Genomic DNA, 12483 nt, shown 5'->3' with positions numbered 1-12483 from the left:
CTGACTAAACCTTTTCCTTTTGTACAATGGCGGGCAATGTTTTCAACAAGATCTTTAAATCCAGCCAAAATGAATGATTCTGAGCGTAGAAGTTGTCCAGTTTTTTACGTTCACGCTCAGACATATCTGCCTTGCCCCTGCGGCTCACCTGCCATAAACCTGTCAGCCCCGCAGGACCTAAAAAGCGCATTGTCCATTCATTGGATGTCAGCATTTCGGCTTCATATAACGGAAGAGGTCTATTGCCAACCAGGGACATGTCACCCATAAAAACATTAGCCAGCTGAGGCAACTCATCAATGCTGTACTTTCTTATGAATCTTCCAAAAGCTGTTATCCTCGGGTCATTCCTGAGCTTTACAAAAGTTGTATCCCCCGTTTCAGATTTATCATATTGGTTCAGATCTGACAATTTCTTTAATTCCTCACTGGCCCCTTGTCTCATGGAGCGAAATTTATAAAAGTCAAAAATGCGATATCCAGTACCTACTCTTTTACTTTTAAAAATCACAGGACCTTTTGATTCTATAGCAACGATCAATCCTACTATTAATAGGAACGGAGAAAGCACTAATAAAGCCATTCCTGAAGTAATAATATCAAACAAACGCTTGAAAATTGGTATTTTATAAGTATAATCTATATTCGAAAGATCAGACAGCTGGGGCTTGATCAGCTTAAACTTTACCAGAAATATGATCCTTTCACACAAATCCTTTAGGGGAACAGGATCGTTATAAAGGTCGTTAACTTTTAATTTCATAGCCCGGTTCCTAACTGCTTTGTCAGCTTTTTTGGCTACTAAAACAATCACAAGTCCTTTTAACAGCACATTTTTTTTTAGCTTCTCTACATAATTAAAACATTCATGAGCATCATCCACTTCGAGAAGTATCACATCAGGCAATTTAAATAAAGAACGGTCCCTTAGGTAATTGTCCAGATTCTCAATATCTGGTTCCGAATGAACTTCGAAAGATGCATTTAGCTGAGGCAGTAGTTCTTCAGCAAACCAGGGTGCCGAATACAACAGAGATATAGATTTATGGGGTGTTATATTTGAATTATCGTCCTGCTGAATCATATTTTATAAAAACGTTAGAGATGGCTTCTTTAAGTTGTGTCGGATTAAAAGGCTTTGGCATATAATCATCCAGTTTAAATGGCATCTGAGAAACTCTTTCTTCTAAATTCTTTGCACCTGATAGTATGATTACCGGTGTATCACGGTAGAAACCGCTGATCTTTAAATTATGAATAAATGAACTTCCGTCAAAATAAGGCATCTCCAGGTCAGATAAAATGAGTGCAGGTGAATTACCTTCTTCCAGCCAGGTTAGCGCTTCGACCCCGCTTGTTTTAATGACAAGATCATATTGGCTTGACAGTACGAAATTCAATAACTTCAATATACTAACCTCGTCATCAACTACCAATATCTGTCTTTTAACCATATGTCAGCAAGGATTTTATTCTATTACGAACATACAAAATATTTTATAGAAGATTTCACAAAAAAGTCGTTGTCTTCCAGACAACGACTTTTCTTTTAAAACGGTTAAATTACTTAGTTCTTAGGCTGCACTCTTCCAGATTTCCTATCCTGGTCTCTGCCGATCAGATAACCCGTCCCTGCGCCTACCAAGCCACCAATTATGGCGCCTCTTCCATCTTTTTTGTCTATTAAAACACCGCCCAAAGCACCAGCACCGGCACCTATCACAGTACCTTTAGCTGCCGAACTCCATCCTTTTTTCTTTGCGGGGGCAGTTTCGCTATATTGTCTTGGTGCAGGAGCAGCATCATTACGCTCGGACAATAGCAATGTTCTTTTCTCTTCCCTCACCCGTGCCGCTACAATTTCATCTTGTTTTTTCTTTTCTTCAACCCGTTTGAAACTATCTAGTTTTAAACTGTCCTTCACGGCAGCGATTGCCTTCTGTTTCATGATCGCTTCTTCTTTAGCATTGTTATTACATGCTGACAAAGTGATTGCTATAGCGAATATTGATAATATGTATTTCATGGCTTTAAATTTTAGATGAACAAATATTGTACAGGTACATAAGAAAAAATGATGCCAAACAATTATTTATCTTCAAGAGGCGAGTAAATGCCGTTGGCATCATTATCGGCATCATCACTCTCCCCGTCGGGATTTCCTGATATCCTGTCGTTGTCATCATTCAATCTTGCCGCGGCTGTAGGACCCTCAGACGAATGATCGGCATCCAGGCCAAGATTGGCGTGTTCATCATCGAATTTTAAACGATCTGGCTTTTTCTTACTTTCCATAATATTCTTTCATAGATCAGCAGTATATCCCAATTAACAAAAGGCTTCATTTTTAGTTTAAATTTAATTGAACTGTCATATATATCAATGCAGCATCACGTATTTTGATATTAATGTTCTAATCGTTACTTTCACAAATAAATATTTTAACAATATGCGCACTACAGGAAAAGTAAAATGGTTTAATACCTCAAAAGGATTTGGTTTCATCACTCCGGCAGACGGAGGAAAAGATATTTTTGTACATTTTTCAGCTATCGCCGGAGACTCATTTAAAGAACTAAATGAAGGCGATAATGTAGAATTTGAATTGAACGATGGCAAAAAAGGCCCGGAAGCAACGAATGTAAAAGTTCTTTAGTTAACCGAATCAAGCAATAAAAAGGGGTATGCATTAGCAATACCCCTTTTTTATTTCGCTTCTTTCTCAGTCACTGACACAACATGAACAAAACAATTAGTATACTGGGCTGCGGCTGGTATGGCCTTCCGCTTGCAAAAGCACTTAAATCCAAAAACTACATCGTAAAAGGATCCACAACCAATCCGGGAAAAATGGAAACGCTTAAGGAAGCGGATATTGAGCCTTTTCTGATCACCTTTGATGAAAGGATAACTTATGACCCAAAATTTTTCAGCAGTAAAATCCTGGTTATCTGTATCCCGCCAAAAGGAAGTACCGGAGCTCAGTCCAGTTTCCCCCGTAAGATTCAAAATATTCTGAATGCTGTTGAAAACAGCCATGTAGAAAATATCATTTTTACCAGTTCAACTGCCGTATACGGCGACCACAATAAGATGGTCACAGAAGCCGATGAACCTGATCCCGAAACACCTTCAGGACAAGCCATGATCCAGGCAGAGCTGATTCTGCAACATCATCCAATCAAAACTACCATCATCAGATTCTCAGGACTAATAGGGCCGGGAAGAGACCCGGCAAGATTTTTTGCTGGGAAAACAAATATACCAAATGGCCGTGCTCCGGTAAATCTCATTCACCTTGAGGACTGTATCGGCCTCACTGTTTCTATACTTGAGCAAAATGCATTTGGACATATTTTTAATGCCTCCTGTCCCGACTACCCTTCAAAACAAGATTTTTACGTTAAAGCCGCTGCCCGGTCCAAACTGGAAGCCCCAACGTTCATTGATGAGCTCAATCAATGGAAGGCTGTGTCTACCAATCACATACCATCATTACTGAATTATAAATATAAAATACCCGACTGGTCGGACTGGCTCCGTTCAGATAAATTATAAATTTGCTGCTATCCGGCGTGTATAAAAATGATAACTTGCCGGGCATATCACTATAATAAATATGAAATTGACCATTTGGGGGGCTGCGCAACAGGTCACAGGCAGCATGCATCTATTGCAGTTAGAACATTACAATATACTTATCGATTGCGGGCTGGACTATGAAAAAGAAACTTATCAGGAGGAAAATCAATACTTTCCATTTGATCCCGCAACTATCGACGTAGTAATCCTGACACATGCACATATTGACCACTCCGGTAATCTTCCAACCCTCCTAAGGATGGGCTTTAACGGCCAGATATTAGCGACACCGCCCACAGCAGATCTTACAGAACTGCTCCTTCAGGACTCTGTAAATATCTTCATCAGCAAACAAAACAAACATTCGAACGGCAAAAGACACAGATCCGGGCCTCAGCCGCTATATCTTCAAAAGCATGTAAACGATACGATGGAACGTTTTATCACCATCTCGTTCCATAAAGAATTCAAGATCAATAACCAGGTCGCTTTAACCTTTATCCCTGTTGGTCACCTTCTGGGGGCGGCAGCGGTGGTCCTTACCGTAAATGAAGAGGGATCTGAAAAAAAAATAGCCTTCACAGGCGATATCGGCCGGAAGAACTATCCGGTACTCGTTGATCCCCAGCCAATTCCGCAAGTTGATTACCTGGTTTCTGAATCTACTTATGGTGGTCGCTTTCACAGTAAAGGGACTACTTTAGAGGACAAGCTTGTTGAAACGATCAATGAAACCTGTGTAAAGTTCCCCGGACGGCTAATCATACCTGCATTTAGCATAGGAAGGACACAAGCGCTGGTATATGCCTTAAACAAGATCTTTACAGAAGGTCTGCTCCCTCCAGTCAAAATATTTGTAGACAGTCCATTAGCAAGTTTTGCAACGGATGTCTATCGCAGACATCAGCACCTGCTCAATGAGGATTCACAGCATTTTTACCAGACAAAAGGTGATGAATTTGAGTTTGAAGAGCTGACCTACGTACATGACAAAAAAGAAAGCCTTTCAGTATCAAACTATCACGAACCCTGCATTATTATCTCTTCCGCTGGAATGCTGGAAGGCGGTCGTATCCAGGACCATCTTTATTACAACATACAAAACTATTACTGCACCATTCTTTTCATAGGATATTGCGCCAAAGGAACACTAGGCGACAGACTATTGCGGGGCGATCCGATCATCCGCCTGCGAAACCGTGAGCTGATGGTCTATGCCACCATTAAACAGACAGACCTGCTCAGCGGCCACGGTGATCACAATGATCTCGTGGAAACAGTTAAACAACAGGATCCGGCAAAACTCAAAAAAGTATTTTTAGTCCATGGTGAGCTTAGCAGAATGCTGCCTTTAAAGCTTGCACTGGAAGAACAAGGTTACCAAGTTAATTTACCTGAAAAAGGTGAGACACACCAGTTATAAAAATATCTCATCGAGCACAATATGTAGCAAATAGTATACAAAAAACCTGAGATTCAAAGAATAACACTTCTTTTCCGGTATTTTCACGGCAGGCAATTAAGCCGTTGATTATTAAACCCTTCCAAGCCAAAATTTTAATAAACACGCTTTGGCAGGATTATTTCAGGTATGTAGTCGTTCGTAACGAAGAATTATGAATGAAAATATCTAAATACTTGAAAAATGAAATCTAAAATTACAAAAGCAGCGATGGTATTGTCCTTAGTGGGATTATCAGCGCAATTATTTGCACAGGAAACCGATTCACAAACGGGTGATAAGTTTTCGAAGAAATATTTCCGGACCTGGTCGGTCGGACTTAATGGAGGTATGCTAACCCATTACACTCCTTTCAACAGCAGAAATAACGGAGATTTTAGTACGCCTTATGAAGACTGGGGATACGGGGGTTACATCAAAAAGCAAATTATACCAGGCTTTGGCATCCAGGCAGACTTTCTTGCGGGTAAAGTCAGAGGTGGCTATCCAAATGCCACTCCTGGCAGCAACGCAACTTTCGAATCCAAAATTGAATGGTCAGCAGCCCTGAGCGGTAACTTTACCATTGCCAACATGAGTTTAAATCAAAAGCGCAATGTGCTTTCACCTTACCTGACGGCAGGCGCCGGATACATGTCATCCGCAGCTACTACTGATGCAACTGTTAATGCTGCAAGCACTGGCTACAACCGCAACTGGTTCATTCCTATCGGCGCAGGTTTCAAATTCGGCGTATCCAAAGGAGTCAACATTGATCTTGGTTATACTGTGAACTTTGTGAAAGCAACCAATTTCGACGGCGTAAGTGGTTCAGCCAATGACAGGTTCTCTTATGCGCATGCCGGGCTGGAAATTGCCCTGGGCAGAAAAGGTACTTCCCAACTGCAAAACTACAGTGCAGTGGCCGCAATCCGCGAAGAAAGTGCAGCTGAGAGCGCAGAACTGAGAAAAGCATTGTCTTCAGCCGAAGAGAATGCTAAAAGAGATAAAGAAGAACTGGCCAAGCAACTTGCTGACGACGACGGCGATGGTGTAGCAAACAAGTTTGACAAATGCCCGGGCACACCGGCGAATACAGTAGTGGGCGGAGCAGGATGCCCGCTTAAAACTCCTGCACCTGTTATTCAGGAAAAAGTGATCATTACTGAGGCCGACCGCAAAGTAGTAGACGAAGCCATTAAAAACCTCGAGTTTGACCTCGGAAAAGCAACCATCCGTTCAACCTCTTATGAGACACTGAATAAAGTTGCAGCACTCCTGGTAGAGAAAAACTTCAGTTTAAAACTGGCGGGTCATACGGACAATACCGGATCCATGGCATTGAACCTGCGTTTGTCCAAAGACAGAGCGGAATCTGTAAAAGCATATCTGGTATCTCAAGGTGCAAATGCTTCCCGCATTGAAGCTACAGGCTATGGTCCGAACCAGCCAATTGCAACCAACAAGACAGCCGAAGGCCGTCAAAAAAACAGAAGGGTAGAATTTACCTTATACTAAGGTCAAAAACTGGAATTATAGAAAAAGGCCGCTCATTGAGCGGCCTTTTTCTATAAAACATTTTTCCTATTTCTCTTTTGGAACAAATACAAGTGATGCAATAACAGACAACACCAGCACCCCGCCTACTATCGATAAAGACAATGGTGATGAAATGTGGTAAATCGGTGCGATCACCATTTTTACACCAATAAAAGAAAGGATTACTGCCAGTCCGTATTTCAGCAAACTAAACATGTGTATGAAATTAGCCAGCAGGAAGTACAACGCCCTCAGACCCAATATGGCGAAGATATTGGAAGTATACAAGATCAGCGGATCATCCGGTGCAATCGCAAATATCGCTGGAATAGAATCTACCGCAAACAATACGTCGGTAAACTCGATCACCGCCACAACCACCAATAAAGGAGTTGCCAGCTTAACTCCATTCTCTACAGTGAAAAACTTTCCGCCATCAAACTCTTTGCTTACTTTAAAAAGCTTATAGATCAGCCGGGCACCCGCGCTTTTGCTAAAGTCTTTTTCCTCGTCGTCGTCATCACCGCTCATACCCGATTTTATTCCCGCATAGATCAGGAACAATCCAAATACCAGCAATACAATATTTATTCGTACCTGATGGCCTAAAAGCGTCATTTCGGGCAGATAAGTAAGATTGATCAACCCTACGCCGGCAAAAATAAATATCGCCCGGAAAACAAGCGCACCTATAATACCCCAGAACAATACCTTATGGTGCAATTCCTTAGGAACATTAAAAAATCCGAATACCAAAATAAAGACAAAAAGATTGTCCACAGACAAAGCCTTTTCGATCCAGTAAGCCGACTGAAACTGGGTGAACTTTTCAAATCCTGAAACATAATAAATCACACCACTGAAGATCATCGACAACGAGATCCATACAATCGACCATATGGCAGCCTCCTTGCTGCTTACCGCATGTACCTTCTTATTAAATACTCCCAAATCCAGCAGGAGCATCACCACTACTAAAACCGCAAACCCAATGATTACACCGGGGTGGTTGATCAAATTATCCATTTTCTATTTTAATTTATAAATTATGCTTTTGTAATAAGCCGGCTTAAAAATGCTAAAAAAGATCAGTTTTAAGCATGGCTTTTAAAATATTTGCCTGAACATCAAAATTATTCAGATGATCCAGGAAGTCAATATCCGATATCTTCAGGTAATTTTCCTCCAGCAATTCTGTAATCTCACGAGGCATATAAGTTTTCAATGCAGCCGCATCGCTCACCAGTTTATCATTTTTAAAAGACAACTCCTGTACAAGTCTTCCCTTCTCTGACAGGCTATTCGTCCAGTCGATTCCTTCCAGTTCACTCAGTTCAAAAAACAAAAAAAGGTTCCTTCTCGGAAAGAACAAAAAATGCTTGTCAACATCAATAAACTTATACAGTTCAACAACCAGCTGTCCTGACTTTAATCCATAAAAAAACTCCGTTCTAAACTCATACTTACAAAGCAGTCCCATCAATTTCCGCTCAATACTGGCATATGCATTTATATACATATCCTTTGGATCAAACGCAATCAGGCCGCCCAGCTGTTCAGTGGACAAGTCATAAAAGAAATCTTTAGCATACCGCGAACTAAACGCATTGATGTTCTTTGCAAACGGAAACTCAGTACTCAGATCCGAAAGCACCTCATAAAGCCTTCTTAAAGACAAGTTGATTTTAAGAGCCTGTTTTTGCTTATCAAGATTAAAACTCTTTTCAGAAAAGACAGCGTCGCTCATCTTTCTGATCAGTTCCTTGTTCAGATCTATCTCATCATAGATCAGACTTACGTTTTTTTCATTGCTTTTTTTGATCTTCCTCAGAAGTTCAATCAGACTTGCAGTAAACTGAACATGAAAAAGCTCAAGTTTGTCAATATCAAGCTCCTCGTTATTTTCAAATAACTGGTGGATTACCTGGCTCCGTAAATAGATCTTATAAAGGATTTCCTCTTCAAAAAATACAGAGAGCAGCTGTAACCGGCTGATCTCTGCACTTGATGTCCTTAATATGTTTACACGCCGTTCATCCATTAGTTAAATTTAATTAACGCGGGTAACGTTCTTCTTCAGTTCTTCCTCCAAAGTTTTTAACTCTCCGTCCAATACCCTTCTGCTTTGCGCACCGGCCTCATGAATCTGTTTCACTTCATTTAAAGTATCAATCAAAGAAGCAGTAGTCATTTTCAATGTCTCCAGGGAAACAACTGTTTTTTCATTCTCCTTAGCCACATCAATACTGTTCTGTTTCAACATCTCTGCGTTTTTCTGCAAAATAGTATTTGTCGTATCAGAGATCTTTTTCTGCATTTCCACATTAGCCTTCTGTCTTTGCAAAGCTACGGCTATAGTCAGCTGGTTCTTCCAGACCGGAATGGTCGTAGAAACAATAGACTGTGCTTTTTCAGCAATGGACGTATTGTTATTCTGCACCACCCTGATCTGCGCCAGCGATTGCAGCATGATGAAACGAACGATCTTCATATCAGCCAGCCGCTTATCCAGCCTGCTAACAAAATCCCTCAGGTCAGCAATCTCATAATCCTGGTAATCGGCCGGGCGGCCTTCCATCTCTGTTAACTTCAGATTCAGCTCATTGTATTTCAGCTGACCCGAAATGATCAGCTCCTCCATTTCATGTATATAGTTCACATTGCTGTCAAACATGGTCTGAAGCGAGCTGTTGTCCTTAATTGAATTTAAGCGCCCGGCTTTGATCTTATTGGTGATCTTGTCAATGTTATTGACCACGACATCATACTTTTGAAACAGCTTTTTGACATCAGTGACCAGGTTCTTCAGAAAAGGAATTTTAGACAGGAATGATTTGAAGCGGCTCTGTTCCAGTTCATTCACATCAATATAATTCAGCTCGGTCAGCAGTTCATTGATCAGGCCACCCACCTCGCCACTGTTGTAGGTACGTACAGAAGACAAAAAGTCATTGCTGTATTTCTCCATAGAATTCTGCGTCTCCACGCCATAGTTCAATATAGAATTTACATCAGAAGGCTCCAGAGATTTAGCAAGCTCCTTATACTTCTTTTCGTCCTCGGCGGTCAGTACGGTCAGGTCCACATTGCCCTCTTTATCGATCTTTGCCGGCATCAGACTCTGGCTCTGTGTTTCATTTTGATTCGTTTCCATTTATATTTAATTAAAAACCACTTGGGTCTATAAATAACTTTGTCCGACAGTTCTCACTGTTTCTTCAAGCTTCTTGTCCTTAGTCGGCTCGCCTATCGCGTTGAACTTCCATTCCCCGTTTTTCTTGTAAAACACACCAAGCACCATAGAGACATGCCCGGCAAAACCTGCGCCGTTAGCAATATCATAGGTAGCAAAAACCTCATTTACCCTTTTAGGGCTACCCTCGTAAATGCGGATGGATGCAAACGGGATTGTACCAAAATCATGGCCCCTGAAACTATTCAGCACAAAGGCCACGTAGTTCACACTAGCATCCAGTCTGGAAAGATCCAGTGTAATCACCTCATTATCCAGGCCGTCATCACCACCCATATCACCGGTCAGATCATCACCACTGTGGCGGGCCGAGCCATCTTTTGAAGTCAGGTTCCCAAAATAGACCACATCCTTTAGCTGTTTGTTCTCGTCAAACATTGCACAGCTGGCATCCAGATCGACAGCTTCCTTGGTTTTACTAAAACCAAACAGGCCTTTTTTCTCTATAGCGCCCCAGTTGATCCCTACACAAACACTTTGGAGCTTGCTCCCGTTAGTTTTTTCAAGACTGATCCGCTGTCCCTTTTGAAGATTAATTGCCATAATTTCTTATTGATATTTGTTTAAATAATCCTGCAGGCCACCTTTCATGCCCATACCCACAGCTTCAAATTTCCATTTCCCCTCACGCTTGTAGATCCTTCCAAATTCAACCGCAGTCTCAATAGAAAAATCCTCCTCCAGTTCATATTTCAATAATACCTCGTTGGTCACCGCGTCAAAAATACGCACAAATGAATTCCTCACCTGGCCGAAGTTTTGTCTTCTGTTTTCCGCATCATGAATGGTCACAACCACACAGATCTCAGACGCTGCATCACCAGCTTTGGTCAGATCAACTTTTATCTGCTCATCATCACCATCACCATCGCCAGTCAGGTTATCACCCGTATGCTCTACCGATTCATCCGGCGATTTCAGGTTGTTATAAAACACAAAATGATCATCAGACACCAGCTTTTTGTTCTCATTAAGAATAAAGACAGAAGCATCCAAATCAAAAGCAGTACCTGTAGTAGAACTGTTGGTATCCCATCCTAAACCAATAGTAAATTTGGGAGCATCAATATTTTGTCTCTGCCCCTTTTGTAAGTTAATGGCCATATTATATCAATTTATATTTGTTATTAATTATATTGTTCTTTAAAAATTCCAGGTTCCGCGCATAGCATTCAATCAAATGATAGCTATTACCCAGCGCAAGATCATAAAGTGTATTCTTAAACCCGTCAGTCTGCCTTTCCAGGAAGATGACAAAGCTGTTGAAATCGCAATTTAAGATATATTTAACAATCCTTGTATTAAAACAAAAATTACCGCCTTTAATGACTTCATCCAGATCAAAAACAGACTTTATCTGGTGATAGTTCAAATGATTTTCAATATTAGGATGAATGTCGTGGTTGACCAGCTCCGCATAGTACAGCATGAAAATATCATTCTTCAGGCCATACTCCCGCACCATTTTCATGATCATTTTCTCATGGCTTCCTGTGATCTTGATGTCATCCAGAAAGAATAAAGTCTTGCCTTCCAGAAAATCCTTATCAATATGAAATGAATCATTTCCGATCAGTTTCATCCTGTCTTCCGCACTCAGTTCACCGTAATCCTCCTTATAGGTAATCGTCCGGTGGACCTTAGCCTCCTGAACCACCATCCGGCCATGGTCAACCAGCCAACGGTTCAGCTGGTTTACAAAATGATTTTTCATGGTAAAAGTAGCAGTTGGTATAAAACAGTACGGACTCGATATTACCACGATCTGTTCCGTGATCAGATTGTCCTCCAAAAACCCCTTTATGAAACCATTAGCAAGCTCCTTTCCAAACCGGTAAGCCACATGGTCATCACCAAACTTAAAACGGCTATAATCGTCAGCTTCAAAACCGAAATGAGCAGTATGCTGTATTTTGTGCAGTGAATAAGTATAAGGGATCATAAGAGTAAGGATGATATGGTTAAGTGATTTGAATTGATAAGCTGGCTTTTAATCCCGATGGCTTCTGCACCTTTAACGTCCGCCAGAGGATTATCACCCACATGTATTATTTCATGTAATTCCAATTCAACGTGTTTATTTCTGTCTATCGTATCCAGCATCAGCTGAAAAAACTTCAAATTAGGCTTAGACATGCGCACTTCATCCGAATATAGCTGAAAATCAAGCAATTTATCCAGTTCCAGGTGGCTTAGTATTTTCCGCAGTGTTTTGCCCTTTATAAAACCAGTATTGCTCAGCAAACTCATACTGCAGGTCCCGCAGTCTCTCAGCTTCTGTAAAATCCCCATGCTATCCGGACAATACACCAGCGGCATATTTTCCAGCAGCAAATCCTCCATCCTATCATACAACTCATCAATGTCAATATCCTGAAAAGCCGTAGAATAATCATTGATAACGCTGATCACCATCAGGTACATTTCCTCCGCATCAATATTCTTTCCGGTCCGCTCATTGATCGCGTTGACCATCAGATCTACCTTCCGGAAAATGGCAGAAACCTCCTCCGGGGATTTCCCCGCAGCATTGAAATTAGCATGAAAATACCGCGCCCTTTCCGCTTTAAAAGCAGGGTTGGACTTAATCAGCGTAAGCCAGAGATCAAATGAATAATGTTTATATGAAGGCATTCTGAGCGTGCTGTTTTTGTTTTTTGATCAATAA

Annotated in this window: 15 protein-coding genes; 4 read left to right on the top strand and 11 right to left on the bottom strand. The window is 41.2% G+C overall.

Annotated features, from left to right (window positions below; translation table 11 throughout):
- Positions 1–4: 4 nt before the first annotated feature.
- From QEP08_RS05280 to QEP08_RS05265, 4 genes are all read right to left on the bottom strand, one after another.
- Complete coding sequence (locus QEP08_RS05280) at positions 5–1084, bottom strand: sugar transferase (protein WP_285056435.1); 1080 nt, start codon at positions 1082–1084, stop codon at positions 5–7.
- Complete coding sequence (locus tag QEP08_RS05275) at positions 1065–1454, bottom strand: response regulator (protein WP_285056434.1); 390 nt, start codon at positions 1452–1454, stop codon at positions 1065–1067. Before QEP08_RS05275 ends, QEP08_RS05280 begins: the two co-directional genes overlap by 20 nt.
- A 113-nt stretch (positions 1455–1567) precedes the next feature.
- Positions 1568–2026, bottom strand: coding sequence for a YMGG-like glycine zipper-containing protein (locus QEP08_RS05270; protein ID WP_285056433.1), 459 nt, complete (start codon positions 2024–2026; stop codon positions 1568–1570).
- 62 nt (positions 2027–2088) lie between these two features.
- A complete protein-coding gene (locus QEP08_RS05265) occupies positions 2089–2295 on the bottom strand; it encodes a hypothetical protein (protein ID WP_285056432.1) in 207 nt (68 codons plus the stop codon).
- Between the two features lie 154 nt (positions 2296–2449).
- Here QEP08_RS05265 and QEP08_RS05260 point away from each other — a divergent pair, with 154 nt between their 5' ends.
- The 4 genes from QEP08_RS05260 to QEP08_RS05245 all read left to right on the top strand — a co-directional run bounded on the left by QEP08_RS05260 (position 2450) and on the right by QEP08_RS05245 (position 6541).
- The gene (locus tag QEP08_RS05260; protein ID WP_285056431.1) at positions 2450–2656 is read left to right on the top strand and encodes a cold-shock protein; all 207 of its coding nucleotides are present in this window, start codon (positions 2450–2452) and stop codon (positions 2654–2656) included.
- An 83-nt stretch (positions 2657–2739) separates the two neighbouring features.
- The gene (locus QEP08_RS05255; protein ID WP_285056430.1) at positions 2740–3558 is read left to right on the top strand and encodes an NAD-dependent epimerase/dehydratase family protein; all 819 of its coding nucleotides are present in this window, start codon (positions 2740–2742) and stop codon (positions 3556–3558) included.
- Positions 3559–3619: 61 nt separating this feature from the next.
- Complete coding sequence (locus QEP08_RS05250; protein ID WP_285056429.1) at positions 3620–5005, top strand: MBL fold metallo-hydrolase; 1386 nt, start codon at positions 3620–3622, stop codon at positions 5003–5005.
- Between the two features lie 222 nt (positions 5006–5227).
- The gene (locus tag QEP08_RS05245) at positions 5228–6541 is read left to right on the top strand and encodes an OmpA family protein (protein WP_285056428.1); all 1314 of its coding nucleotides are present in this window, start codon (positions 5228–5230) and stop codon (positions 6539–6541) included.
- Between the two features lie 66 nt (positions 6542–6607).
- On the opposite strand, the gene QEP08_RS05240 is transcribed toward QEP08_RS05245, so the two are convergent.
- The 7 genes from QEP08_RS05240 to QEP08_RS05210 are packed head-to-tail and all read right to left on the bottom strand — an operon-like array spanning position 6608 to position 12449.
- Positions 6608–7588 (bottom strand): TerC/Alx family metal homeostasis membrane protein, encoded by a 981-nt coding sequence (locus tag QEP08_RS05240; RefSeq protein WP_285056427.1) that lies wholly within the window; start codon positions 7586–7588, stop codon positions 6608–6610.
- Positions 7589–7640: 52 nt separating this feature from the next.
- Positions 7641–8603: a hypothetical protein gene (locus QEP08_RS05235; protein ID WP_285056426.1), complete on the bottom strand. Its 963-nt coding sequence runs from the start codon at positions 8601–8603 to the stop codon at positions 7641–7643.
- Between the two features lie 9 nt (positions 8604–8612).
- The gene (locus QEP08_RS05230) at positions 8613–9716 is read right to left on the bottom strand and encodes a toxic anion resistance protein (protein ID WP_285056425.1); all 1104 of its coding nucleotides are present in this window, start codon (positions 9714–9716) and stop codon (positions 8613–8615) included.
- Positions 9717–9743: 27 nt separating this feature from the next.
- Complete coding sequence (locus QEP08_RS05225) at positions 9744–10358, bottom strand: TerD family protein (RefSeq protein WP_285056424.1); 615 nt, start codon at positions 10356–10358, stop codon at positions 9744–9746.
- A gap of 6 nt (positions 10359–10364) precedes the next feature.
- The gene (locus tag QEP08_RS05220) at positions 10365–10919 is read right to left on the bottom strand and encodes a TerD family protein (protein WP_285056423.1); all 555 of its coding nucleotides are present in this window, start codon (positions 10917–10919) and stop codon (positions 10365–10367) included.
- A gap of 1 nt (position 10920) precedes the next feature.
- Positions 10921–11757, bottom strand: coding sequence for a phosphoribosyltransferase family protein (locus QEP08_RS05215; RefSeq protein WP_285056422.1), 837 nt, complete (start codon positions 11755–11757; stop codon positions 10921–10923).
- Positions 11754–12449 (bottom strand): HAD family hydrolase, encoded by a 696-nt coding sequence (locus tag QEP08_RS05210; protein WP_285056421.1) that lies wholly within the window; start codon positions 12447–12449, stop codon positions 11754–11756. The genes QEP08_RS05215 and QEP08_RS05210 overlap by 4 nt, the downstream gene beginning before the upstream one ends.
- Positions 12450–12483 lie beyond the last annotated feature (34 nt).

Origin of the sequence: Pedobacter ginsengisoli (assembly GCF_030244015.1) — a bacterium.
GTDB lineage: Bacteria > Bacteroidota > Bacteroidia > Sphingobacteriales > Sphingobacteriaceae > Pedobacter > Pedobacter ginsengisoli.
Note: the sequence above shows the minus strand (reverse complement) of the source record. Positions and strands in the feature narration are given on the sequence as shown.

Coding starts and splice junctions, on each gene's coding strand:
- QEP08_RS05280 (WP_285056435.1), bottom strand. CDS start 1,084: ATGATTCAGCAGGACGATAATTCAAATATAACACCCCATAAATCTATA.
- QEP08_RS05275 (WP_285056434.1), bottom strand. CDS start 1,454: ATGGTTAAAAGACAGATATTGGTAGTTGATGACGAGGTTAGTATATTG.
- QEP08_RS05270 (WP_285056433.1), bottom strand. CDS start 2,026: ATGAAATACATATTATCAATATTCGCTATAGCAATCACTTTGTCAGCA.
- QEP08_RS05265 (WP_285056432.1), bottom strand. CDS start 2,295: ATGGAAAGTAAGAAAAAGCCAGATCGTTTAAAATTCGATGATGAACAC.
- QEP08_RS05260 (WP_285056431.1), top strand. CDS start 2,450: ATGCGCACTACAGGAAAAGTAAAATGGTTTAATACCTCAAAAGGATTT.
- QEP08_RS05255 (WP_285056430.1), top strand. CDS start 2,740: ATGAACAAAACAATTAGTATACTGGGCTGCGGCTGGTATGGCCTTCCG.
- QEP08_RS05250 (WP_285056429.1), top strand. CDS start 3,620: ATGAAATTGACCATTTGGGGGGCTGCGCAACAGGTCACAGGCAGCATG.
- QEP08_RS05245 (WP_285056428.1), top strand. CDS start 5,228: ATGAAATCTAAAATTACAAAAGCAGCGATGGTATTGTCCTTAGTGGGA.
- QEP08_RS05240 (WP_285056427.1), bottom strand. CDS start 7,588: ATGGATAATTTGATCAACCACCCCGGTGTAATCATTGGGTTTGCGGTT.
- QEP08_RS05235 (WP_285056426.1), bottom strand. CDS start 8,603: ATGGATGAACGGCGTGTAAACATATTAAGGACATCAAGTGCAGAGATC.
- QEP08_RS05230 (WP_285056425.1), bottom strand. CDS start 9,716: ATGGAAACGAATCAAAATGAAACACAGAGCCAGAGTCTGATGCCGGCA.
- QEP08_RS05225 (WP_285056424.1), bottom strand. CDS start 10,358: ATGGCAATTAATCTTCAAAAGGGACAGCGGATCAGTCTTGAAAAAACT.
- QEP08_RS05220 (WP_285056423.1), bottom strand. CDS start 10,919: ATGGCCATTAACTTACAAAAGGGGCAGAGACAAAATATTGATGCTCCC.
- QEP08_RS05215 (WP_285056422.1), bottom strand. CDS start 11,757: ATGATCCCTTATACTTATTCACTGCACAAAATACAGCATACTGCTCAT.
- QEP08_RS05210 (WP_285056421.1), bottom strand. CDS start 12,449: ATGCCTTCATATAAACATTATTCATTTGATCTCTGGCTTACGCTGATT.